Genomic DNA, 26,123 nt, shown 5'->3' on the forward strand with positions numbered 1-26,123 from the left:
TAGGGGCTGTTGATCTTTGTAGTATATATATTAATCAGCCCACATTGGTAGCCACATCATAGTAAATGCTAAAGCGAGCATGGAATGATAATTCCGTTCAAGCTTTTCATACCTTGTAGCTATCCCTCTATATTGTTTGATCCGACCAAAGGCATTCTCAACTAAGTGCCTATATTTGTACATGCACCAGTCAATATCTTCATTACCCACTAAACTGTTATCCTTGCGTGGAATAACGGGTGTAGCGCTATTATCACGAATAAACTCTCTTAGTTTTTCACTATCGTAGCCTTTATCTGCGACAACCACATTACTCGTTGGGCAATTGTCTACAAGTGACTCTGCATGGACGATATCATGCGTATTTCCACAGGATAATTCATAATAAACAGGCAATCCTCCGCTATCTACTGCAAGATGAATTTTAGTCGAATTGCCACCTCGACTCTTACCGATTGATTCATTGCCAGCGGTTCTTGCACCGCAACTATGCTGGTGAGCCCTGACAATACTGCCATCAATAAAGATCCAATCCATATCAGCATAGTGGGATAACACACGAAATAATTCATTCAAAATATCTTTTTTGGACCATAAATTAAATCGTCTATAGATAGCACTCCACGAGCCGAAATAAGACGGTAAATCTCGCCAAGGAATACCGGTACGCATCTTATAGAGTATGCCTTCGAGCGTTTTTCTATGCTCAGGCTTATTATAAATTCGACCACTTAAGTGCATTACTTTTGATAAGACATTCCATGTCGCGTCTGTTAACATTAATCTTGGCATGAGGGTTCGGTGTAACGTTTTTTAGCGAATTCAATTATACCTTATCCTCATGCTGTTTGTTTTTTATACCGCAAAGATCAACACGCCCTAGTTACAACAGCTAGCTGCACGTTCAGGGCGATTACCCATAGCGTTTAAGCGCGTTAAATCGTTTTCATAAAATGAAGGGTTAGCAGTAAGCGTTTGCGTTAATACATTTTTAGCCCACTCTGGCAGTGCTTTGTTAATACTGTAGTACACCCATTGATTTTGTTTACGGTCGCTCAATAATCCGCATTGTCTTAACTGTGCTAAATGGCGAGATACCTTAGGTTGGCTTAATTTAAGTGCAGCAACAAGCTCGCATACACACAGCTCTTCTTCGTGACTAATTAGCAGCATTGCTTTTAGGCGAGTATCGTCTGCTAGGCATTTATAAAATTGAAGTGGATTAAATTGTTCCATATTGTCCTCACTGTGCTTATGCATACACAATAAAACAAAATAACAATATATGGAATAGTGAATATACGTTTTACCGTATATTTAATTTTTATGCCTTAAATGCAAAAAAGCACACAACGACTAATTGTCGTTGTGTGCTTTTATAGCTTTTCTTTATTTAGTTATTAAATAACAGAAAGCTCTACTTCAATGTTGCCACGTGTTGCGTTTGAATATGGGCATACTTGGTGTGCTTTATCTACAAGTGTTTGCGCAGCTGCTTTATCCATATCACCTAGTGATACAGCTAGTTTTACCGCAATACCAAAACCGCCTTCAATAGCACCAATAGAGACTTGTGAGTCAATATGCGTGTCGCTTGGTAAATCTATTTTTTCGCTACCCGCTACAAATTTAAGAGCGCCAATAAAACATGCAGCATAACCTGCGGCAAATAATTGCTCTGGGTTAGTGCCTTGTCCGTCATCGCCGCCTAAACCTTTAGGTGTTGATAAATTTACATCTAAACGACCATCATCAGATTTAGCTACGCCTTCACGGCCGCCAGTTGCAGTTGCTTTTGCTGTGTAAGCTACGTTTTGTAATACATTCATAATGAACTCCAAAGTTTTAAAATATCAATCAATTTAGTTTGTGTGCAAAATAATAGTTCAAGTAATTAGAGATTGCAAATACTTTGCATGCAAATTAAAATACATTTATCGCATATAGGGGAAAAACATGTCGTTTGAGCAACTAAAATTAAAAAATCAATTATGTCATCGCTTATATATGGCATCGAACAGTATTGCTCGCGCTTATAGAGCACCTCTTGCCGCTCTTAATTTAACTTACCCGCAATACGTAGTGATGATGGCACTATGGGAAGAAGACAAAGTAACTATTGCAGATCTTATTGATAAAACTGCGATCGATGGCGGTGCAATGACCCAAATACTCAAAAAAATGATCGATAAATCATTACTTGCAGTTATTAAGGATGAACACGACAAGCGCAAACGCCTAGTGCAATTAACTCAACATGGTCATTCACTCAAATTAAAAGCAGCCGATATTCCAAAAAATATTTTATGCAAATTTAATAGTATTGATACAACGCAAGCACAGCAACTTATGCAATTACTCGATTTAGTCGTAAGCGATTTAGCCGATTAGGTTCTTATTTTTAAACCATAACGTGTTTTAAAAGGTTTTACTTAAAATGACTCACATTAAAAAATTACTCTTAGTTGCCGCATGCAGCACGGCATTACTTGGCATCAACCCTGTATTTGCTAATAACAGCGACCTACATACTGTAGCAACTTTTGATGCGCAGCACCCACCAGGTAATATTGCTATTACCCCATCGGGTAGAAAGTTTTTATCTGTACATGGTTTTTTTGGTCAAAAACAAAAAATTATGGAGCTTTTGAGTGATGGCACAACTAAGCCCTACCCTAATGAAGAATGGGCTTACGCGTACAACAACGGTAAAGGTTTTTACGACGTACTCGGTATAAACGTATCAAGTGATGGTATTTTGTGGATGCTTGACACTTCAGGACCAGATCATGCTGGGCGCTTAGTAGGTTGGGATACAAACAAAGAGCAACTGCATAAAATTATTTACCTCGCTAAGCCAACCATCACCGACACCTCGTTTTTAAACGATTTAGTCATCGATAATAAACATGGCGTTGTATACATTGCTGACACAGCACAAGGCAGCCAAGCCGCTATTATTACCGTAAACCTTAAAACAGGTGTCGCACGCAGAGTATTACAAGATAGCCATTACACCACAGCCGAAAATATAGATATGGTTATTGATGGCCGCACAATGAGCCTTGGCGGACAACCTGCCCGTTTAGGTGTAAACCCTATTACGCTTGACCCTAACGAAGACTGGCTTTACTTTGGATCTATGTCGGGCACGTCGGTTTACCGCATTGCCACCAGCGATATAAATAACAAGAGCCTTTCGGCTAAAACACTTGAAGATAAAGTAATGCGTTATGGTACTAAGCCAATTTCAGACGGTATTATTGTTGACGGTGGCGGTAATGTGTATGTAACCGATATAACCAACGGCGCAATTGGTGTAGTTAAACCATCTGGCGACTACGAAGTATTATTTAAAGACGATCGCCTCAGCTGGCCTGATGGTTTTAGCTACGGGGCTGATCATAAAATATATTTTACCGTTGACGACTTGCATAACTCGCCAGTACTTAATAATGGCAAAAATCAAAGCCACGGTAAATTTAAAGTGATGTCGTTCGAGCCTTTAGTAAAAGGAAAAGTAGGCCGTTAATTTACTTTTTGAGTGACTGTATTTTTTTAAAAAGCCTTGCACATAGTTGCAGGGCTTCTGTTTGAAATGCACTGTATTGGTATATTACTTTGCAAGGCTTCACCACTTTGGTGCTAACTCTTAAGTATGTATTTACACTTAAATACTAAATATATGATTTCTATTCATAAAATATTCAACTTAATGTTGGCATACTTCTTCCTATAGACTGATGTGTTCAGTGAAAATACCAAGGAAAAAACCATGTACAACTTATACCATACCCTTTACCTTTTATGGCGTTTAGACATTAGCGTTTGGCAAGTTAACGACCCAACTAATACTCGTACTACGGCAGAAAAAGAACGCGCCTATGTTAAGTAACATCGTATTGTGTAAAGGCTTGGCATAAAGCTTCATTATATAAACTTACTTTATGCTAAGCTTTTGCGCACTATGAAATTGATGAATAAACCTTCTTCAACTACTTCTTAGCCACCGAATATAAAAACGAAGCTCCCTACAAAAAATCATACATATAAAAACATCAAAAAATTAGTAAAAACACTGCGTTTATAACTTTGCAAGCAGCCCTATTGCGTTGTATTGTTGCACCCTATTAAAAATTTTTAGTTGGAACGTGTATGCACGCTTTGGAAGTTAATTTTGATGGTTTAGTTGGTCCTACTCACAACTATGCTGGTTTGTCGTACGGTAATGTTGCCTCGTTAAATAATGCTGCAAGTTTTTCAAACCCTCAAGAGGCTGTGCTTCAAGGTCTTGAAAAAATGAAAGCCATGCACGACAAAGGCCTAACTCAAGGTGTATTTGCTCCCCATGCACGCCCCGACTTAAACGTATTGCGCCGTTTAGGCTTTACAGGCAACGATGCTCAAGTAATTCACAAAGCATTTAAAGCAGATCCTATATTATTACGCGCGTGTTATTCAGCGTCTGCAATGTGGACAGCAAATGCAGCTACAGTATCGCCATCTCCTGATACAACCGACGGCAAAGTACATTTTACTTCAGCAAACTTAAATAATAAATTTCATCGCTCATTAGAGCCTGCCACTACAACACGCTTATTAAAAGCAATGTTTAATAACGACAAGTACTTTGCGCACCATACTCATTTACCCGACCAAGGTTTTTTTGGTGATGAAGGTGCAGCAAACCATACTCGCTTTTGTGATAACCACGGCGACGAAGGTCTTGAAATGTTTGTATTTGGTGCCAGTGCTTTTAATAGCCAACTACCAAAACCAGCTAAGTTTCCAGCAAGGCAAACACTTGAAGCCTCAGAAGCAATTTGTCGTTTGCATAACTTAAAAGATTCAAGCCAAATTTTACTGCAGCAAAATCCAGATGTGATTGACCAAGGTGTGTTTCATAACGATGTGATTGCAGTAGGAAATGCCAACGTTCTTTTATGCCACCAGCAAGCTTTTTTAAATCAAAAACAAGCACTGCAAGACATTCGAGAAGCGTATATTGGCAGTAAAGAATTTTATATTATTGAAGTACCAACAAGTAAAGTAAGTATTCAAGACGCAGTAAGTAGTTACTTATTTAATAGCCAGCTAGTGAGCTTAGCCGATGGTTCTATGTTATTAGTAGCACCACAAGAGTGTAAACGTAACAGCGCAGTAAATGCCTACATTGAAGAAATGATCATGGCAGATAACCCAGTAAACCAAGTGCAGTTTTTCGACCTTCGTCAAAGTATGCAAAATGGCGGCGGCCCTGCTTGCTTGCGTTTACGTGTAGCCCTTAACGAGCAAGAACTTGCTGCAGTAAACCCTGAGGTTATTTTGACCGACACTAAATACACCCTATTGTGTGATTGGGCAAAACGTAACTACCGCGATAAATTAACTGCTAACGACTTTGCAGACTCAGCACTATTAACTGAAAGCTACCAAGCTCTAGATGAGCTTACGCAGCTACTTAGCTTAGGCTCAGTGTACGACTTTCAATTAGAAGGTTAACAATTTCATAATGCAGCGACATAAGTGTCGCTGCATTATTGTTTCAACGTTTTTTATTCGCAGCATTAGCAATCACCAATTTTACCTCGGTACTTACAAAACTTTGAATATGTAGTTCTTTTTCTATTGCTCTTTTTGTAGAAGGGCTTCTTTGTACTGCGATATCAAACAGTTTTTCTACTTGCTCAGCAGAGCTTTTTGATTGTGTAGAACTCCATTTGATTAAGGCGGCAGCCGCTTCGTATTGCCCCATATNTGGCGGTGGAGTTATCTGTTAAATATCCTGCTATATGAGGAACTAAAGATTCATCATGAATAGTGTTCATCGCACGCTTAACAAACATGCGCTTACTCTCATATTTTTCATCAATATAACCAAATAAATACTCTATTTGTTCAGCCTGTGCATGCCGAGCGATTGTAGTAGCTAACTCGCCAATAAATGGGTTTTCTTCATTCGCAATTGTAAATGCTTGCTGCGCTAAAGCGGTGTATTGACCACCTCGATTTAGTTTTTCTATCGACTTTTTAACGTTATATATAGCCCTCGATCCTTGCCAGTCATCTTCGGCAACAAAACCAAAAAACACTTCACTCGCTCTTTGGGTGTCTATTGCTGCTAAAAGACTTAAACTATATTCAATTAACCTGTCGTCATTTTTATTACCCTTAATTGCTGATTGTAGTTTTTCAATAATAAATTGATAAACACCTTCATTCTTCGTGTTTATCAAGTAATTCAACAGTTCCTTTTCAGCAATAAAATCAATGGTTTCACTGTTATAAACACGATTCAAAAGCGTTTTAGTAACAGTTAAAGCATCCTCATCACTGAGTTCTTTCATTTCAACATTATTATCTTTGACATTTTTTGATGATTTAGAGGTAGCCAAAGTAGTGTCTGTTTGGTGTGTTTGTACATTAGATACAGTATCTTTAATCCCTCTAGATTTAGCATCTGTATTCACCGGTAACTCTACATACTGAACAACAGGTAAAAACCAATAAAAAGTAAACGCTACCAGTAAACATATAAAAGTTAAAAGTATCACTTTTTTCATAATACTTATTTCCACTCTAAATCTGTATATAAAGCATCAAGCAACCTAAAAATATCGGTTACTCTTTCAGTCTCTTCTGTGTGCAAAATATTTACAGCTGTTTGTGTATCTTCTTTAGTAATTGATATACCTTGTCTTTCTAACAACAAACTCAATTTTTGGCTATAAACAGGTACAATTCCATCACCAATAAATGAAGCTCTTGTTTGTCCGTTTTCAATATACCTTAGCGTTTCCGGATGCGGATGATCGCCCCCGAAGATAGCTCGATAAGCATACAAATCATATAACTCATTTCCGAGTAAGCCCGCGCTCTTACTCAATACTCCAAAGTCAGTACCTTGATAAGCAAGTTGCCCTATGATTAAGCCATCAAGACTTGTTAAGTCGCTATTTAAGCTTAGTATTTCTGGTGATTCTGGTGATAAAAAATCGATACTTGGCGATTGCAAGTCCATATTATATTCTGGTCCTTTACGAATTATAAAGTATCTTCTTGTGCCGTTAAGCATCTCAACAACTTCCCAGTTATCTTCACACTTTCCGCCATCTTGTCGATAAGTACTTTCTGGAATGCAATTGTCGTTCATATATTGATAAAAACGCCCTAATGGAGAACCTTGATGTGGAGTTCCTGTTGTTGCGAACCCTTTAACAAAAGACTTATACATAGCTTCATCATTCTGCAAATAAGAGCGAGCTGCTAGACCACCTCGGCTATGACCAAATAAAAATATTTCAGTATCTTCACCTAAAGAATCAACTATTTTCTCTACAGCCTTTTCTACTTCGTAACCTAAGCCTTCAAAAGAGGTAAAATCACCATCACAACCCAAAGCATTAATACATGATTTATTATCTAATCCTGTTCTTGCATAAATGCCTTCTCGATCAAATGCTCCAAATTCCAAATTAAAACAGCTAATACCGTCACTATTAGCTTCAACTACTGGAAGAATATTATCGTTAGTAGTTAATATTTGGCATTGACCATTAAAAAAGCTATCGTCATTTACCATTGCATCCCATGTACTAGGACTTGAAGCTAATCCGTGTAAAAGTAGCATTGCCTTTTTATATATAACATTTTCTGTCGTGGCTAATAAATTAAAAGTCGCGCCTTCTTTCGCGAGTATACCAATGTGGTAGGAAGCAGCCTGATGAACACGTATTGCACAACTTTCATTTTGAGTAGAACCTAAATTAGAACGACATTGATACTCAAATTTGGTTGGGGAATTATCTTCTTTTATGTATAAATCAATATCGCCCGATAAATTAAATAACGTAATATTTAGCATTCTATCTTCAGGTACTTCAACGGTAAAATACTGCCATTGACCTTGAGAAATATCACCTTCAATTGTTTGATCTATAATTAATCTACCTGGGTTCTTAATTGTATTATATTCAGCTATGTATGGGTTTTCATCTTCATCATTGAGGATACCATCACCGTCTATATCTAGATCGCTATTATTACCAATACCGTCACCATCTAGATCATCCCATTCAGTTGCATCGAATGGAAACACATCTGAAGCATTAGATACATTATCGCCATCAATATCAGGATCGCTATTATCGCCAATACCATCATTATCTAGATCATTCCATTCTGATATATTATATGGGAAAGTATCTTGTGTATTTAATACACCATCCCCATCAATATCTGAATCTTCACTATCAGCAATACCATCTAAATCTGTATCGCCTGACAACTTACCGGTGCTATCTCTAACAATATATATTTGGCTATTATCTCTTTCTCTTAATACTAAATACTCGTTTAGTTCATTGAATATAGTCTCACTATTATTTATAGCATTAAGCAATTTCGCCTCTGATTCAGGAACAATAGCAAGGCGAACTAAATCAGCAGCCACGGATTCATTCTGGGCATGACCTTTAATAATAAAGTCTTCGAATAAACTTGGTGAGGTTACATTTAATAATTGACTAATTTGAGAAGTAGCGGAGTTTATATTAAGCGTCTTTCTATTTTTCAAATAAACAAGTGTCGTTAAAGGAGTGATTAATTTTTCACCTTTTGGTGAAGCTAATATAAAGTCTTTATTAATAACCCTATTTAAGCTTTCATCAAATGTTTTACCCCCTTCAGCAAATAAGATCACACTATAATCTTCCGGATTAATTTCAGATGAAAGAGTAAGTACTCCTTTTCCATTAGCCTGAGTAATACCGCTGGGTTCTTCCGCATCCTGTATTCCATTATCATTAAGATCTAGCCAAACAACTGCAGAACGTAAATAACCATCAATCGCGGTTACGATATATGTTTGAGTTACAGTTTCAGGAGATTTCACGGGGGTTTCGGAAGAATCTGAAGTTCCTCCACTGCCACACGCTAGTAGAGTATTTACAGACACACACAGAAAAAACAGACGTAGATATTTTTTTACAGCCATCCTTGACACCAAATTTTAATTTAATAATATCCCTACATTATACCCTCATTAAAATTCAACTATCAATTTATTAACAAACATAACCAAATATATTAAAAATAAAAATAACGAGTTAAGACTCTAATGCCGTTCACTTAAGGTGAGCGGCTTTTTTTTCTAGCGTACCGCTCCGGTCTTTGCTTGACTAAACGAGGAAAACATTGCTCTCTTCGAGGCTCTAGAATTAGGTTTTCTGCCATGGCATAAAAGTATTTTAACTGATGTGGTATTGCTCCAGGTGTTAAACAAGCTAATCCAACAAGTAGCCTCATTATTGGAGCTAAACGACCATTGAAACTTAGTTGGTACGGTAAATAATCATCTTTTAATGTGTGCCACATTTTCACCATCTGATATCGCACCATATTATAAGTAAGCAACACTCCCCACAGTGCTTGCTTTACAAGCGCTGGTAAACGACTTCTTAACGTTAATCTATTAGCAAGCATATATTGCTTTTGTTCACGATAACCAAGCTCTATTTCCCAACTGTGACTGTATAAATCCCCTATACCTGCTGACGGATATAGGATCTATCATAGATGTCACCACACTGTATGACTTACCCTTTATTTTTCGAGTCAATAACCTTGCGACTAATGTGTCAGCCAGCGTTGACCACATTTTCTTGCTCTTGGGTTGCTGCTAAGCTGGACTAATTTATCATTACGCCCTAATGTCTGAATAACATCATATTGTACATTTTTTTCAGTGGTATTAGCCAATAGTGTTCATTCCCCGTCGTTTGCCATTTATGTAAAAGCCCTAAAGAATAAAAACCTTTATCAAATAAAGTGAGACTGTTATCTGGTGTGGTTTCAATAAGCTTTTCATTGACCTTGTAATCATCAAAAGCGCTACCCGTTATTAAATGGCTGCTCAGCTCCATTTAACACACTATTCTGACTTGTAGATATTGTGTATTGGTCGGCTTTGTAAAGGCTTCATTGTTTTGGAATGAGTCATCCGTACGCCAAACAGTACCATCGACACCAAGCAAAGTAAGTCCATTCCAATGTATTTGGGTGCATTCAAACAACGCTTGCTTGGCGGCTTCACCAAGGTTTTTTACGACGCTAAGTTAAGCCGCTTGGCGTAACAAATGGCTTACCCTCTCGGTCAACAATATTGAGCATGTTAACTACATCAGTCATCGATTTTTCATTATAAAAACCATACCAATCAACAATCAAGCCATTGATTCTAGGGTTAGCTTTTTTTTTCATAGTGTAACGGCTTCGGTCAACGCATAGGCTTCTTCGATAAAGAATAAAGGGAGTAAATCTGCGAGTGTTTCAACTTCATTAGGCTTGATGTTGTTGATAATATCGAGAGCATTAGAAAGTTGCATAAAAAAATCCGAATTCGGCAAAAGAATTCGGATTCTTACATACCTAGAAGATCATTCAAGTGCTATTAGCTATTTCTTAAATGATCGGCATTACAGCCAAGGCTCGCTATTTTTATTTGTGTTTATGCTAATAAAATTTATACGTCTTTACTTACCGTTATTGCCGACGCCATCGACTCAGATATATGAAGCGTACGCTGCGGGAACGGAATACTCAGCCCAGCACCTTCAATTGCTTCTTTAACGCGTTTATTTAAATCCCACACGGTTTGCCAATAATCACCATTAACAGCCCACGCACGCAACTGAATATTCACCGCGCTTTCGCCTATCGATGTCACCATTACTTTAGGTGCAGGCTCTGCTAGTAATCTGCCCTCTGATGCAGCTAATTCTTTAAGCACATTTAAGCCAACGTCAATAGAATCTGCATACGAAATACCCACCACTATATCCATTCGTCTTTTGCCATTACGAGTAAAGTTTTTAATATTTCCACCCCATACCTTGCCGTTAGGCGATGCAATGTAAAGGCCGTCGGTAGTTTTAAAAATAGTAGTAAATAAGTGTATTTCACTCACTGTGCCAAGCGTGCCACTGGCATCAACAAAATCGCCTATTTTAAAAGGTCTAAGTATTAGCAGCATAATACCTGCAGCAATATTACTCAGTGTATTTTTAAGCGCTAAACCAATAGCCAAGCCAGCAGCCCCCATTAGCGCAATTAAACTGGCTGTGTTAACGCCAAAAATATCTAAAATAAATAGCCCACCAATTATATAAACTAAATAACCAGCAATACTCGATAAAAGCGGGAGCAGCGTACTGTCCACCTTTTTTAATGGTGATTTAGAATTCTTAATCGCATTTTTAACCGAACGTGCAATTAAGGCACTCGCAATTAAAATCACCAACGCTAAAATCACCTTGTATCCTAAAGTGATGATTGTTTCTGAATGGCTTTGCCAAAACGCTAAAAGTTTATCTTTCATGTTTGTTCCGATAAATGAGGCTGAAACTCAGCAAAATTATGGTTAAATTTAATAAAAACCGACTTCAAAAGAAGTGGCGCGAGTATATAGAATAAAAAATTTAAACCTACCTTTTTTAATCACTTATTTCAATTTTAATAACGACTTTAAAATCATGATTATTGAAGCGTAAAGCACCGCTATTTATGGCTAATTTATAACGACTATTCAATGTAGGTTAATTGTTTATTGGTATGGTGATTTTAAGTTTTTAACGTTCATTAAAGAGGTCATCTATGGCAAAAGAAAAAATAGTACTTATAACTGGCGCTTCAAGTGGCATTGGCGAAGCAACCGCTAGAACCCTTGTTAACAACGGCCATAAAGTAATACTTACCGCTAGACGCGAAGATAAGTTAACGGAGTTAGTCGAGTCGCTAGGCTCAAATAAGGCATTGGGTGTAGCCGCAGATGCAACCGACTTCACCGCGCTTGAAAACGTTGTTACCAAAGGCATTGAAAAGTTTGGTCGATTAGACGTAGCCTTTGCCAACGCAGGCATGGGCGTTTCAACCGCAGGCACCGAAAAAGGTGACCCAGATGAATGGTCAGCGATGATCGACATAAACATTAAAGCGCTGCTATGGACTGCAAAACTAACACTGCCGCATTTACGCCAAAACAAAGGTCACTTTATATTAACCAGCTCAGCTGCTGGTCGTAAGCCATTAGGAGGCTCTATTTACGGGGCAACTAAATGGTTTGCTTATGGCTTTGGGCAAAACTTAGCTGAGGAAATGAGCCAGTGGAACGGACGCTGCACAACCATAGCACCAGGTATGGTAAACACTCCGTTTTTTGATGAAGCAAAACCCGATAAACTCGACCCACAAGATGTAGCCGACGCTGTACTGTTTACTATTGAAGCAAACCAGCGCAACAGCGTACGCGAAATCTATTTAATGCCGACTAATTAAACTTTGATTGGTAGATTTTGGACTATCAAGTTTAATACTAATGTTATTAAACCTGATAGCGGCTTGTGCTAAATATGGGCTAGATGTTTGTAGCCAACAAATCATCTCGATTTCAAAAAAGCATACTCAGGGATTGCCAACCAAAACTATATTAAGACCTGTGAGAAACGAGATTTAAGCACATTTCATTCTTAACTTTACCCGTAGGCGCTTTAAAATAAAAGCATATAACGTTGATGATTTTGTGTACTCAGTGGCATTAATTCGACCGATAAAAAACATGATATTTGTGTACACCCAACAAGCACTAATAAATATCATTACACCGTTATTAAACACACACCTAAAGCGTGGCATGAATGGGTTATGGATCTTAAACCGCGTTAACACCCTAAGATGAATCGACATATTTAATGGGCTTAAAACAAACAGGCTCAGCAGTTTTAAAATTTGCAATTAATAACTGACTTTACTAGTTATCCACCTCATAGCGTGTTTTTAGATTTATTAGAACGGTAACTCATCACCATTAAAACTATAAAGGTTACCCGTATTATCAATAGATAAATTCAGAATAACGTTCATAACCCCAAGAGCCGAATCTACTACATTTTCACTTGCTGTAGAGCCGCCCATATCTGTTTGAACCCAGCCGGGATGAACAGCCACCACAGCGACATTATCATTAACAAGCTCTTTTGATAAGTTCACTACTAGCATATTGGCTGCTGCTTTAGACATTCGATAACCATACCAATCCACACTTTGTTCTAGCGACAAAGATCCCATAGCAGAAGAAATAACAGCTATCTTACATAAGCGTTTTTTATTCATTAAAGGTAAAAAGCAATGAGTTAAATATAGTGGTCCAAGTGAATTCACTTTAAAACTCATTTCAGCATTAGCATAATTAATAGTATGGATACTTGTGTTTTCTCGATCCAAATATCCCGCATTATTTACTATTAAATCTAATTTGATATTTTCCTCGCTAAGTTTACCTGCCAACGTCTTAATATTTTCAGGGCAAGTGATATCCATTAATTCAATAGACAATTTATTTGGAAACTTACCTTTCAATGAAACTAAACCAACCGCCGTTTCTAGATTTCTACAGGTAGCAATTACTGTCCATCCATTTATAAGGTATTGTCTGGCTAATTCGAAACCGATACCCCTATTAGCACCCGTTATTAATACAACTAAGTTACTCATTGTTTATACCTATAAATCTTACAATTTAGTCTACGATATTTGTCGTCTAAAAACCGACAAATGTTCTTATATTACAATGGTTTTACCCTAGCTATAAAACAAGTATTTGTAAACAGCTAGTTCCGCCTTAACTTTTTTAAATACAGCACAACCCCAAAATGGTGGAGAGCAGTAATATTAGACAAAATACAAACAACTGTTTAAATACACAGATTTGTTGTTAGTTATAAATTTACATCATAGATCGTTATTAAAATCCAATAACTCGCATTAATCATAACTCTTATACTTGCAACTCATTCTTATTTATAAAATAAGTTAACTATCATAACCCCCTCCCTATTGAATCCTAATTAATTTTACTTCATATTAAATACTCTTATTTCTCACTTATTATGCTGTTATGTCATTTTTTAAATTTAGCCATGCACTTATTCTCACAATCGCTAGTACTTTACCGCTTACAAGCTATGCCGCTTTAGATAAAAATGAGCGCGACATTGTAGAGCAAGTCGATAAAAACACTCCCCAGGCACTGCAAGAAATAGAACAAGCTGTAAATATTAATAGCGGATCACTTAATATAGAAGGCGTAAAAAAAGTAGGCGAGCTTACAAGTAAGCAATTAGCAGCCATTGGTTTTGAAGTGGAGTGGCTTGATGGCAGTGCGTTTAATCGTGCTGGGCATGTATTAGCAACATATGAGAGTAAAAACCCCGATGCAATAAAAATACTGATGATCGGCCATCTAGATACAGTATTTGCCAAGCACGATGACTTTACCACTTACAAACAGCTTGATGCCGATACAGCCAGTGGTCCTGGTGTTGCCGATATGAAAGGCGGTAACACTATAATAATTACCGCTCTTAAAAGCTTACAAACCCTTAATTTACTTGAAAACGTGAGCATAAAAGTATTACTTACTGGCGATGAAGAAAGCAGCGGTCGCCCGCTTAGTTTATCTAAACAAGCTATTGTTGGTGCCGCTATTTGGGCAGATGTAGCCTTAGGTTATGAAAATGGTGATAACAACATTAAAACCGCCATGGCGGCGCGCCGAGGTTATACAGGTTGGACATTAACTGTAGACGCAAACGCTGCACATTCATCACAAATATTTAATGAAAATGTAGGTTATGGTGCTATTTACGAGGCATCACGCATTTTAAATAGCTTTAGAGAACAACTTGCTACACAGCCTAATTTAACGTTTAACCCTGGCTTAATTGTTGGCGGTACGACTGCTGACTACAATAGTACAAACTCTTCGGCAACTGCCTTTGGTAAAAGTAATGTTATTGCTCAAAAAGTACATGTTGCTGGTGATTTACGTGCGCTTTCGCCTAAGCAATTAGAAAATGCAAAAAGATCAATGCAACTCATTACTAGCAATAGTTTAAGTGGCAGTAAAGCAGAGCTTATTTTTGAAGATGGTTACCCACCAATGGCACTCACTGAGGGTAATCAAAAACTATTGGAAATGTATAGCGATACTAGTCACGATTTAGGTTACAACAAAGTGGCTGNGCTGCCAATCCACGAAATGCCGGCGCAGCTGATATTTCGTTTGCAGCAAACCATGTTGATATGGCACTTGATGGTTTAGGCTTAATGGGCAGCGGCGCACACACTAAAAACGAAACGGCTGATTTGACCAGCCTTGATAAAAATATCAAAAAAACCGCATTACTCATTTATAGATTAGGGCAGCTGTAGCTTAATAACAAGGCGCATACTTGATACCGCTATTGAGACTATATTATGTTTTGTGGCATTCGGTTTTTATAGTGCACTTAGTCATTAATAGTAAAAAAGCAGCCACTTTTAATAAGCGCTGCTTTTTGTTTTATTCGTTTAGGCTAATATGTTTACCGTTAGCCTTAGAGTTAATAGTTTAAGACATTATTTTAAACAGCAAGTTCTTTACGGTTGCTGGCTCAAACGGTTTGTCGCAAATAGCGTCAACGCCTGCTTGCGCAATGTTAGCTAAGTGTGTTTCGTTTGCCTCAGAGCTAACCATTAAAATAGGAATATGTGAGTAACTATTTGAACGCCTAACTGTTTCGGTTAGTTCTTTTCCATCCATCTCTGGCATATTGTAATCAGTTACGATTAAATCGAACGACTGCTCATTTAAATATTCAATCGCTTCTTTACCATTCTCAGCCTCAACGGGTGCCGGTATTCCCATACCAGCAAGTACACGAATAATATGCTTGCGTGCAAAGCGGCTGTCATCAACGACTAAAACTCGTAGTAATGTTACATCAAAATGTTCTAGCTCAACTTCTTCTTCAGTAATAATATCTAATGTAGCTTTTAGCGCGCGTGTAATCGCTTTGGCACTAAAAGGTTTTGGTAATATAGCTAATACCCCCGACTGTCTTAATTGCTCAAGGTATTTTTTATTGCGCTCAGTCGACACCAACATAAATGCTTGGTTTTCGGTACTCGCAGTTGATCTGATTTTTTGTAGTAGCGAGTCTGCGGTGCCATCAGCAAAGTACATACTGCTAATCACTAAATCAGGTTGATACCTTTCAAGCATAGCCAAAGCTTGTGCTTGTGTAGTAGCGGTTTCAATTTGGTTTACACTGCACTGGGTCAGCGATTTTATAATTAGTTTTTGTTGAACATCGGAAGGTTCTACTAATAATATTGATAAATTGGCTATTGCAGTTAAATCACTCATTTATATCTCTTCAATATTGTTATGTTTTTTATAAAGCGATTGCTTTTATTCATTAAGATTATAGAACAACATACATAGTTGAATAGATAAAAGGTCTACAAAATTGTAAATAAAATATAAATAGCGCGTCAAATACTTACAACGCGCTCTATTTTAGTTATTTTGAATGTATTCCAACGCCGTCATTTTTTTATAACTTACATTGGGGTGTAAAACATGAGTTGGCTCTGGATCTACCACTTCTATTTCAATATTGTTATTGCGCGCGATATCTAATGCCATTTGTGTAATGTTAACGCTAAAAGATGTACCCATAAATACGATTTTTTCAGCTTCATTCATACGTTGTTGAGCTTCACTGATACGATATAACTCGGTGTAATATTCATCAAATAATAAAACAAATGGCTTATAAGAGCGATTGATTATTGGTACCTGACTTTGAATGTTAAACACGTCAAATAAAGATTCATGTAAATTGCTTTCGTCAACCTTATCCCACGGTGTAGTAAATGGAGTAACATCATCGCCTTGCTCATGAAATAGCGTCATTTGATCGAGCCTTCCATGAATAGCAATATAATTTTTATTACCCGCTTTACCATCAAGCCCATCTATATTTTGAGTAATTAAGCTTTTATCACTTAGCCAGTGGTGTACATCGTTAGGACCATGATTTCGGTACGTTGCAAAACGATGGTAATACCATGCTAAAAACTCCATTGGGGCACGCTTATACATAGCACGCGTGGCCATTTCTATTGGGGTATAGTTTTTGCTGCCAATAGTCCAGTAACCATCTTCACCTCTAAAAGTAGGAATGCCACTAGCAGCACTTACTCCGGCTCCGGTAATATATAATGTGCTCATTTTTCTACCTGATACCCCAGTACGTCAGCACTTACTTGTTGTGTGTTATTCATGCCACCAATTCGATATAAAACACCTTGATGCTCAAGTAAACCACGGTGATCCATACTTGCTACTTTAAGGGCTGATAAAACTTGCCATTTATTTTTTTCAACATTAAAACGCCAAACATGATTACTGGCTGGTGCAGGTTTTCCGTCATAACCAATACCACTGTAGTTATAAGGATTATTAGAACCCGCTAACATATAAATATTACCGTTATAGCTGGTGGCTGCCATTCTGTAATGTGCAGTCCCTGTTGGGTGTGGCAATGTACGCCAATCTATTTTTAACGGATTAGTTTCGTCTATAGTACCTTTTAAACACTGCGCAACACCTGCAAACGAACGACGTGAATCTGGATTTGCTTGTGTTTTAACGCCATCACAAATAACAATTGTATTGCCGTTAATAGCTGCTGCTTGACCAAATACTGGTTGCCCTAAAAATGGTGAAGCTTGTTGCCATGTATTATTTTGCGTGTCATAAACTTGGACTAAATTTACGTTACCGTCGTTATGCCAACCACTAATTAAGTATATGTAACGTTGTTTATAACTAAGGGCAACACTATCATCAACCGGCACTGGCATATTAGCTAATTGGCTGTAGGTGTCATTTATTACATCGTATTTGTATACGTCAGGACTTGATGTTTCTGTATGATCGCTTGCTACTGTATAACCACCAAATACATATGCATATTCACCTAAGCCAACAGCGGTACTTGCTAAGCGCCCTTTTATTGACAAACTCGAAGGTACACCCGTTTTAGCTTGCCATTGTGAATAACCTAACTTAAGTGCCCATACTTTATTGTGTACTGATGAATGCTTTTTGTCGTGACTCAAACCCATAAAACTTAAAAAGTAGGTTTGGTTTTGTATTGATACTTTTGCAACTGCGTTATTAGCTACGGGCTCTGGTAATGCGGGAATACTTGCTAAAGCAAGAGATAAAATAAGACTCATAAGGCAGATAATTTAATAATTGTTTATACGGCCAGATTAAATTATTTTGTCCCTATAAGCCAATATTGTTGTATCTAAATAATCGGATTAATAAGTAATATTAAAGGTGCTGTATATATTCCCTTCAATTTAACTAATCGTTACTTAAAAAAAAGAAAAAACCAACTATTCTGTAATCCAATTATTGTTTTAAAAGTGATTTTTTCGGCTATATTTTTATCGGTAAGTAAGTAAGGTACATGTATTTGCTGGCTTTTTTAATAAAACTTTATGCAGTAATAAAAATTAGTTTGTTGAATAAGTCGCTTTATTTTCGCCTGATTTTTTAATTTTATACATTGCTTGATCAGCATGCTTAATTAGTTGATGGTCAGTTTCACCATTATCAGGGTAATTAGCAATTCCAATACTTGGCGAAATGTTTAAATAAACATCATCAAATTTAAATACCATTTTAAATTGTGCGAGAATTTTGCGTTTTATTATGTTGGCTTCACTTGGTGAATTTAGATTGTCTAAAATAATCAAAAATTCATCCCCACCTAAACGCCCTACGGTGTCACATTCCCTCGTTACACTATTGAGTCGTTGTGCAATACTATGTAAAAGTTTATCACCAACGTCATGCCCATAAGTATCATTTACCGCTTTAAAACCATCAATATCTATAAATAACAATGAAAAAAATGAGTTCTCTTTTTGTGCTTTTATAATTGCTTTCTGTAGCCGCTCCATTAATAACGAACGATTTGGTAACTCTGTAAGTGCATCGTGCCTAGCAATATAATAAAGCTGTTCTTCCATTTTTTTACGTTCGGTAATATCGTGAGCAACCGCCACTCTAACTTGATGTTCTTCTGACCAGCGAACAGACCATAATATATTTACTACTTCCCCATCTTTTCTGAGCCAGCGGTTTTCAAATCGTGGATTTATTACTTCTCCAGATAATAATGAATCAACAGCATTATATGTTTTATGATGGTCGCTTTCGTAGACATAATTAATCATCTTTTCCCCGACAACTTCATCTGCTTTATACCCAAAAATTTGCTCAAATGCAGCGCTAACAAAAACAAAGGTACCTTGCTTATCAACAACACATACCGCGTCGAGCATTAAATTGAGCACTTCTTCTAAATTTATAAACTCATTTTTTGTCATACTTTGCTTGCCTTAAAAGCAAATGAAGCTAATTTTAGTATTCGTATACTTATAAAAAAAGCAAAGGAAAATAATGCTCTAGCGAAATAGAATGTAGTTTTGACTAATAAAAATCTTTTTTACACTAAAAATTTAACGTCGCTACAATAAATAAATTTAATGTTGCAGTATTTAGCTATTTTATAAAGTTTACTTTTAACTTTTTTAGGTACGCAATTGCAGATGTACCTAAATATACTATGCTACATACTTAATTATTTGAATCTAATAAGTATAAATTTTTATCTAATACAAAAATATTTATACTATTCATCATATAAAATGCTTTCACACTATAAACATATGTTAATGTTGTGTGATAACACATGTTTTATAAAAACAATCACTGTTTTTGATTTTTATATTGTGCGGGAGACGCGTCGGTGAAAACATCACAACACTTTTTGTGGCCATTACTTTTTATTTCTCCGTTTATTGCGGCCGCTCCATTTGAAGACGAAGATCTCGATCTTGATACTCTAATGGGAATGGATGTGCAGGTCACTTCTGCAATGAAAAGAACGCAATCAGCTTTTGATACCGCTTCTTCTATTTATGTTTTAGGCAAAGAGCAAATTACTAGCTCAGGTGCTACATCAGTACCTGAAGCGCTAAAAATGGTACCTGGACTTATTGTTAGACAATTGGACAATAATCAGTGGGCTATATCTTCTCGAGGTGTAGCATCTCGTTTTTCTAGCAAGCTATTAGTAATGATTGATGGTCAGAGCTTGTACACTCCAAAGTTCGCAGCCGTTTACTGGGAAACCCTTAACGTACCGTTGTATGATATTGAACGTATAGAGGTGATTCGTGGACAAGGCGGACTTTTATGGGGCAGTAACGCAAACAATGGCGTTATAAATATTATTACAAAAAATAGTATTGATACTCGCGGTGGATACGCAAACGCGACAACGGGTAATCAAATAAACACAGATGCTAACTTACGCTATGGTGGCGATATTAGTAATAAGGGTAGTTACAGAGTTTATGGTCATATTAAAAACTCAAATGCTTCAAAAAAAGGAATTTCGCTTACCCCTAATGATACAACTAAACAGCACTCATTTGGTTTAAGAGCTGATTTTACTCCAAGTGATGAATGGTCTGCATTGTTTCAGGGGGATGTTACGCATTCTAAGCTGGGTCAAAACTATCGCGGTGTTGTTGATGAAACTAACACAAACATTTCTTTTTCTGATGATTTAAAACGCACAGATTCGCGTATGATGACGCGCATAGAGAATCGAATATCTACAAATGCAAATCAAATGCTGCAGGTCTCTTGGCTTAAACAAAATGGTGATCAAACATATATAAAAGAAAATTTTGAATCGTTAGATATTGATTATCAGATGAATTTTATATACCAATCATTACAATTAGATTGGGGATTGAACTACCGATATAATGCGATTTCGTTTGCTGAAAGTGTGTTTTTAGATAGCGACAAAGACTTAGATAACCTTAGGCAATATGGTGGGCTTGTTCAGGCGCAATACAATTTTGTACCCAATACACTCGACTTCATTATTGGAACTAAATTAGATCATAACGACTTAACTGGGTGGGAAAACCAACCGTCAGCAAGGTTAGTATATAAACCCATTGAAAATCATTTAACTTGGGGGGCTATATCGCGAAGTGTACGCACTCCTACTTTAATAGAGTTTAACGATAATTTTAAAGTTAACGGTACCAAAATAATAGATATTATTGGGGTTAAAACAGATATACCTGTAATTGATGATTATCGGATTGCAACTTTTCTAAATGGCAACGATAAAGTAAAGTCCGAAAATTATATATCTTATGAATTGGGCTATCGTTTTACCAACAATGATTGGGCATTAGATTTTTCTGCTTATCATACTAACGCAACAGATGTTGCCGCTATTAAATTAAACACACAGTTTGAGCAATTTCTACCTGCAGTCGCGTTTTTTCAAGCTGGGCAATTTGAACAAGCTGCTCAGTCATTAACAACAACAGAGATTAACTTCGATCTTGTCTCAGTTGGAGAAACGACAACTAAGGGGTTTGATATTGTTTTATCTTGGCAACCAATTGATTCTCTTAGTACAGAGCTTGGTTATAGTTACACAAATATCGATTACAATTTACCTGAAGGCACAGCCCCGTCTATTGGCTTTGACTCATCAAATAGGCAGCTATTCGCAAAAGCAAATTATACCCTATTTACTGATCACACCATTTTTACAGCATTACGTGTAGAGAACTCAGATGCATATGAAGCCGACAACTATACAGCATTAGACTTAACTTGGAATTGGCAAATCAATCATACTTGGGCAGCAGCTCTTTCGGGCAAAAACTTGTTTGCTGGTTCTCATATTGAATATAATAATACACGCGAAACTTATACAATACCTAATTACATTGATGAATGTATTACGTTTACAATAACAATAAAGTTTTAAGTTAATAAAATGCTTAAATTTAAAGGTCTGCTGCATAGTTTAACAATTACATTTGTACTTTTATTTAGTACGAACAGCAGTGCTATGGAAAAAGAGTATATGTTAAAAGCAGGCTTTTTATATAACTTTGCCCGCTTTGGTCAATGGCCTGTCCAATTAAATGAAAATGAATACTTTACGATATGCAGCCCCGATAAAAGTTTTATTTATGCTGCGAATGTTGCTTTAAAGAATCGTAAAATTAAACATTCACCTCTACAAAGTTTACACGTGGTACTTAATGAAGTGTCTCTCGAACCATGTAATATACTTTTTATTACGTCTGATACTATTACCGATTGGCAAAAATCACAGCTTACGTCTTATCACAACATTATGATTGTGGGTGAAAGTGCAGAATTTATTAAAAGCGGAGGACATATTAGATTTTTTCTTTCCAGCGGTAAAATTCGTTTTGAGATAGACCCACTAAAGCTTAAAGATGCAGGTATTACTATGAGCTCAAAAGTCTTACGCCTCGCCCGCGTTGTGAATAGGTAAAATAATGAAAAAAGTATTTTCATTAAATACGATGAATAAAAAACTTTTATTCATTTTAATGAGCGTTGCATTGGTATCCAGCGCAACTGTTACGATTGTATTTAGTGCTTATGAAGTTACGAGTGCTAAAGAAGAGCAAATACAAAGCTTGGATTCATTATCAAAAATGATATCACCGAATATAACAACGGCACTAATGTTCGATGATACCGAGGCTATACAAGAGTTAATTAACCCAATACTTACTCGCTCGGACATAATATCTGTAGTTGTAAATAATAAGGTCGGTCAACAGCTTGCAATTGCCCTCTCCCCTGACTTTTTTGAATATGACGGACATAGCATTGAAGTAACTACCGCTCTTACTCTAGATTTACATTATTATGGCGAAATTAAGATACAAGCTAATGATAGCTATCTAAATGATAGAACAGTCTTTTATACTAAATTTATTACTATATTAATGTGTTTTACATTCGCTGTGAGCCTACTTTTATCATTATCACTTAGGCGTCGTTTTTTAAACCCAATACTACATTTAGCACAAATAGCTGACAAAGTTACCAAATCAAATAATTACAGTTTACGTGCCAAACAACTATCTAAAGATGAAGTAGGTCAGCTTACAACATGCTTTAACGACATGCTTTCTACTATAGAGCAGCGAGAAAGCTCACTTGAAAATCAAGTGCGGCTTCGAACCAAAGAACTTGAAAATGCAAATATTCAATTACATCAATATGCATACCAAGATGGACTTACCGATCTGCCAAATAGACGCTATTTTTATGAAAAAATTCAAAACTTAGTTGCTACAAAAAATATGAAGTTTGCACTCATCTTTATTGATTTAGATGGGTTTAAAGAAATAAATGATAGCCTTGGTCACGATTATGGCGACTTACTATTACACCAAGTTGCAGAGCGATTACAGAAATGCATTTCAAAACAAGATACGGTTGCACGTTTAGGTGGTGATGAATTTACACTTATTCTAGAAGGTGTAAACGATACTGTTGCAGCAGCAAAAATAGCTGATGCAGTTCAGCATAGTCTAATGCAATGTATTCAGATAAAAGAAGAGCAAGTAAATGTTACAGCAAGTATAGGTTTAACTTTTTTCCCTACAGATGGGTTAACCGTTGAAGAGTTAGTAAAGCGCGCCGATCAAGCTATGTATTTATCTAAAAAGAAAGGACGTAATCGCTATGAATTTTTCTCATATGTGATTGAAGAACAGGCTATTGAAAAACGTCGCTTAATTGAGGAAATTAAAATTGCGATCAGTGAAAACCAATTTGAACTGTACTATCAGCCAATTTTTTCGATTGATGGTACAACAGTACAAAAAGCGGAAGCCTTAATTCGTTGGAATCACCCAGAACGTGGCTTAATTACTCCAAACAGCTTTATACCTGTAGCCGAAAAAAATGGTTTAATTAGTGATATTGGTCACTGGGTAAAATCACAATCAATACGCGATACAGTACAATTTAATAAGCTATCTGACACCCCGATTCAAATAAGCGTGAATACTTCCCCTCTCGAAATTGATCGTGCCGGAGATTGGGTTGATCAATGGATCAAAGCAAGTAAGCAATATAAATTACCTGCGCACACTATTTTAATTGAGGTAACTGAAAACTCTTTAATGGATCCAGATTCTTCAATACAGCATCAATTAAAAAGGTTAAGCGAGATAAACATAGATATTGCCATTGATGATTTTGGTGTCGGCTACTCATCTCTAGCCTACCTTCAACGTCTAGATATAGACATACTCAAAATTGACCGGACATTTATTAAAGATATAGAAACCAACGAAAACAGTATCGCACTTGTTAAAGCAATTATTACTATGGCACATAATCTAAATGTAAAAGTCGTTGCTGAGGGGGTTGAAACAACATATCAGTATCTATTATTGAAAGAATTAGCATGCGATTACATCCAAGGTTATATATTTTCTAAACCAATAGATAAAAAAGCGTTTATTAAGCAGCATGTAAAATCAAAGACTCTAATATAAATTAACTTAGTTTTACATGCCTTTAGTTAACTTTGAAAACAACTACATATAATATTTATAGTCAAAAATAAACTACAACCATCGCGGTACTAATGCCTTATATTGATCATACTGTTCAGTAAAACATTTACTCAAGTGTGCCTCCTCAACTTGAGTTTGTCTAAATAATGCAACTAACCCAACAAGTAAGCAAATTAAACTAAATACACAAGGAAGTGCTAAAAAGAAACCAATTTGTGCCGCTGCTACACCTAAATACATCGGATTTCGAGAGTATTCATAAAGGCCTGTTGTTTTAAGTTCTTTAGGTCCATTAGGATCGATTCCTGAGCGCCAAAGAGATGCCATATTAAAATGCACGAACATGCTTAATATAAAACCTGCACTTAATAATATATTGCCAAACATAACACCAGGCCAACCATTTAATGGCTCGAATAAAATTAAATAGCGGTCTATATCCGGAATAAATAACCTAACAACACACACCAACCAAATCGCTGCTCTAAAGAACTTAAATGCCATATGATTCCACCAACTAGCACAAAACTGTTGACCCGGAAAAATAACACCTGATGGCGTGTTTTTATTTTTAGAAATAATACGATATGTATAAAATCCAGCAACAAAAGTATAAAAAAGTGCCAGATAAATACGAGTAAACTCTATTAGCGACACTGAGTCATCTATAAAGGGTTGATAGTTCATTTAAGGACGCCCTCGCAGTCATTATTTTTATTCTTAATTAATGAATTCATCTTAGTATTCATACCGTTAATAAACAAGAAAAGTTAATGAAATGTATATAAAAATCATTTCACCTTCAGTCAATATAAATTTAATTTCTCAACTTCTATTCTTTCCCATTATTTTAAACACATACAACATATCTATTGATGTTTAAATTTAGGATATCAAAAATAGCGAAAGCAAATTATAACAATAGTTAAGTTATCTAATCACAAGATACGGCTTTAATATATAGCTTTCATATATTAATAAACCTTCAATAAAATCGATGCTGTATCATACAGTTATAACGGGTAATCCATCCTCAAAAATTCTCGATATTTAAAGGGAATTTATTTAGCTTCTGGCTTTATGTGCTTTTTAAGTAGGATGATAGAGGCGATGTAAGCATGCTATATTTGGCTATGCCTCCTTCTAGTCGTAAACACTTTAGTGAAATGAATGAGTATTAATAGTGTGTATGGCGTGAGTTGTGTATTATTCACCCATACATTCACTTTTCTACAATGTTAAGCCTGTGAGCTACGCAGGAGAATGTTTTAGTGTGCCTACAGCAGTGGAGAGTTACAGTGTAAATACGGCACTATCATTCTCTCAAGCTGCTTATTATCGCGCTATTGCTGAGACTGGTGAGCTAAGTGGGCTTCTTTAAAGTGGGCCATGAGCTGAAATCGAATGAAATAAGGGATATTAATGGGAGTGCAGGGTGCGAGTTGTACGTTATTCCCCCATACTTCACTTTTCTGTAGACGTAAAAAAGCCCGAATCATGAGATTCGGGCTTTCTACAATTTGAAACCTGGAATGTCGTGGTGCCCACAGCGGTAGAAAGTCACATAGCAAATGCGACACTATCATCGGTCGGGGCTCGACATGGGCTTTGGCTATTTAGTAAATCCCAGACAGCAAAAAACCCGTCACATTGCTGTAACGGGTTTCTTTAATTTGAAGCCTGGTAATGTCCTACTTTCACATAGCAAATGCTACACTATCATCGGCGCTGTTTCGTTTCACTACTGAGTTCGGCATGGA

General features: G+C 36.6%; 18 protein-coding genes and 2 pseudogenes. 8 read left to right on the forward strand and 12 right to left on the reverse strand.

Features of this window, described 5'->3' with window-relative positions:
* Positions 1-30 precede the first annotated feature (30 nt).
* From L647_RS0113675 to L647_RS0113685, 3 genes are all read right to left on the reverse strand, one after another.
* Positions 31-792 (reverse strand): IS5 family transposase, encoded by a 762-nt coding sequence (locus tag L647_RS0113675; protein ID WP_024611512.1) that lies wholly within the window; start codon positions 790-792, stop codon positions 31-33.
* An 87-nt stretch (positions 793-879) separates the two neighbouring features.
* The gene (locus L647_RS0113680; RefSeq protein ID WP_024611590.1) at positions 880-1,236 is read right to left on the reverse strand and encodes a metalloregulator ArsR/SmtB family transcription factor; all 357 of its coding nucleotides are present in this window, start codon (positions 1,234-1,236) and stop codon (positions 880-882) included.
* Positions 1,237-1,400: 164 nt separating this feature from the next.
* Positions 1,401-1,829, reverse strand: a complete 429-nt coding sequence (locus tag L647_RS0113685) for an organic hydroperoxide resistance protein (protein WP_024611591.1) — start codon at positions 1,827-1,829, stop codon at positions 1,401-1,403.
* Between the two features lie 127 nt (positions 1,830-1,956).
* Between L647_RS0113685 and L647_RS0113690 the strand changes: the two genes are divergently transcribed.
* The 3 genes from L647_RS0113690 to astB all read left to right on the forward strand — a co-directional run bounded on the left by L647_RS0113690 (position 1,957) and on the right by astB (position 5,502).
* Complete coding sequence (locus L647_RS0113690; RefSeq protein ID WP_024611592.1) at positions 1,957-2,391, forward strand: MarR family transcriptional regulator; 435 nt, start codon at positions 1,957-1,959, stop codon at positions 2,389-2,391.
* A gap of 46 nt (positions 2,392-2,437) precedes the next feature.
* A complete protein-coding gene (locus L647_RS0113695; RefSeq protein ID WP_024611593.1) occupies positions 2,438-3,532 on the forward strand; it encodes an L-dopachrome tautomerase-related protein in 1,095 nt (364 codons plus the stop codon).
* A gap of 623 nt (positions 3,533-4,155) precedes the next feature.
* Positions 4,156-5,502 carry an N-succinylarginine dihydrolase gene (gene astB, locus L647_RS0113705; RefSeq protein WP_024611594.1) on the forward strand — a complete coding sequence of 449 codons (1,347 nt, stop codon included), beginning with the start codon at positions 4,156-4,158 and terminating at the stop codon, positions 5,500-5,502.
* Between the two features lie 1,066 nt (positions 5,503-6,568).
* Here the strand turns inward: astB and L647_RS01000000124230 are convergent.
* The 3 genes and pseudogenes from L647_RS01000000124230 to L647_RS0113725 all read right to left on the reverse strand — a co-directional run bounded on the left by L647_RS01000000124230 (position 6,569) and on the right by L647_RS0113725 (position 11,377).
* A complete protein-coding gene (locus L647_RS01000000124230; protein ID WP_253948878.1) occupies positions 6,569-8,701 on the reverse strand; it encodes a thrombospondin type 3 repeat-containing protein in 2,133 nt (710 codons plus the stop codon).
* Between the two features lie 428 nt (positions 8,702-9,129).
* Positions 9,130-10,385 (reverse strand): annotated as a pseudogene (locus tag L647_RS01000000124235) (IS4 family transposase).
* Between the two features lie 137 nt (positions 10,386-10,522).
* The gene (locus L647_RS0113725; RefSeq protein WP_024611599.1) at positions 10,523-11,377 is read right to left on the reverse strand and encodes a mechanosensitive ion channel domain-containing protein; all 855 of its coding nucleotides are present in this window, start codon (positions 11,375-11,377) and stop codon (positions 10,523-10,525) included.
* Positions 11,378-11,652: 275 nt separating this feature from the next.
* Between L647_RS0113725 and L647_RS0113730 the strand changes: the two genes are divergently transcribed.
* Entirely contained in the window at positions 11,653-12,333 is a 681-nt protein-coding gene (locus L647_RS0113730) for an SDR family oxidoreductase (RefSeq protein WP_024611600.1), read from the forward strand.
* A 507-nt stretch (positions 12,334-12,840) separates the two neighbouring features.
* Here the strand turns inward: L647_RS0113730 and L647_RS0113735 are convergent.
* Positions 12,841-13,548, reverse strand: a complete 708-nt coding sequence (locus L647_RS0113735; protein ID WP_024611601.1) for an SDR family oxidoreductase — start codon at positions 13,546-13,548, stop codon at positions 12,841-12,843.
* A 403-nt stretch (positions 13,549-13,951) separates the two neighbouring features.
* Between L647_RS0113735 and L647_RS01000000124240 the strand changes: the two are divergent.
* Positions 13,952-15,267 (forward strand): annotated as a pseudogene (locus L647_RS01000000124240) (M20/M25/M40 family metallo-hydrolase).
* Between the two features lie 178 nt (positions 15,268-15,445).
* Here L647_RS01000000124240 and L647_RS0113745 read toward each other — a convergent pair.
* From L647_RS0113745 to L647_RS0113760, 4 genes are all read right to left on the reverse strand, one after another.
* Positions 15,446-16,243 carry a response regulator gene (locus tag L647_RS0113745; protein ID WP_024611602.1) on the reverse strand — a complete coding sequence of 266 codons (798 nt, stop codon included), beginning with the start codon at positions 16,241-16,243 and terminating at the stop codon, positions 15,446-15,448.
* A gap of 153 nt (positions 16,244-16,396) precedes the next feature.
* The gene (locus L647_RS0113750; protein ID WP_024611603.1) at positions 16,397-17,113 is read right to left on the reverse strand and encodes a Sir2 family NAD-dependent protein deacetylase; all 717 of its coding nucleotides are present in this window, start codon (positions 17,111-17,113) and stop codon (positions 16,397-16,399) included.
* Positions 17,110-18,126: a kelch repeat-containing protein gene (locus L647_RS0113755; protein ID WP_024611604.1), complete on the reverse strand. Its 1,017-nt coding sequence runs from the start codon at positions 18,124-18,126 to the stop codon at positions 17,110-17,112. The genes L647_RS0113750 and L647_RS0113755 overlap by 4 nt, the downstream gene beginning before the upstream one ends.
* 285 nt (positions 18,127-18,411) lie before the next feature.
* A complete protein-coding gene (locus L647_RS0113760) occupies positions 18,412-19,290 on the reverse strand; it encodes a sensor domain-containing diguanylate cyclase (RefSeq protein WP_024611605.1) in 879 nt (292 codons plus the stop codon).
* A 422-nt stretch (positions 19,291-19,712) separates the two neighbouring features.
* Here L647_RS0113760 and L647_RS0113765 point away from each other — a divergent pair, with 422 nt between their 5' ends.
* From L647_RS0113765 to L647_RS0113775, 3 genes are read left to right on the forward strand one after another with little or no spacing between them, the layout of a single operon-like run.
* Complete coding sequence (locus L647_RS0113765; RefSeq protein WP_024611606.1) at positions 19,713-21,773, forward strand: TonB-dependent receptor; 2,061 nt, start codon at positions 19,713-19,715, stop codon at positions 21,771-21,773.
* Positions 21,774-21,782: 9 nt separating this feature from the next.
* The gene (locus tag L647_RS0113770) at positions 21,783-22,313 is read left to right on the forward strand and encodes a YfiR family protein (RefSeq protein ID WP_024611607.1); all 531 of its coding nucleotides are present in this window, start codon (positions 21,783-21,785) and stop codon (positions 22,311-22,313) included.
* Between the two features lie 4 nt (positions 22,314-22,317).
* A complete protein-coding gene (locus L647_RS0113775; RefSeq protein ID WP_024611608.1) occupies positions 22,318-24,342 on the forward strand; it encodes a GGDEF and EAL domain-containing protein in 2,025 nt (674 codons plus the stop codon).
* 72 nt (positions 24,343-24,414) lie between these two features.
* On the opposite strand, the gene L647_RS0113780 is transcribed toward L647_RS0113775, so the two are convergent.
* Positions 24,415-25,050, reverse strand: a complete 636-nt coding sequence (locus L647_RS0113780) for an isoprenylcysteine carboxylmethyltransferase family protein (RefSeq protein ID WP_024611609.1) — start codon at positions 25,048-25,050, stop codon at positions 24,415-24,417.
* Positions 25,051-26,123 lie beyond the last annotated feature (1,073 nt).

Origin of the sequence: Pseudoalteromonas sp. TB64 (genome assembly GCF_000498095.1) — a bacterium.
GTDB lineage: Bacteria > Pseudomonadota > Gammaproteobacteria > Enterobacterales > Alteromonadaceae > Pseudoalteromonas.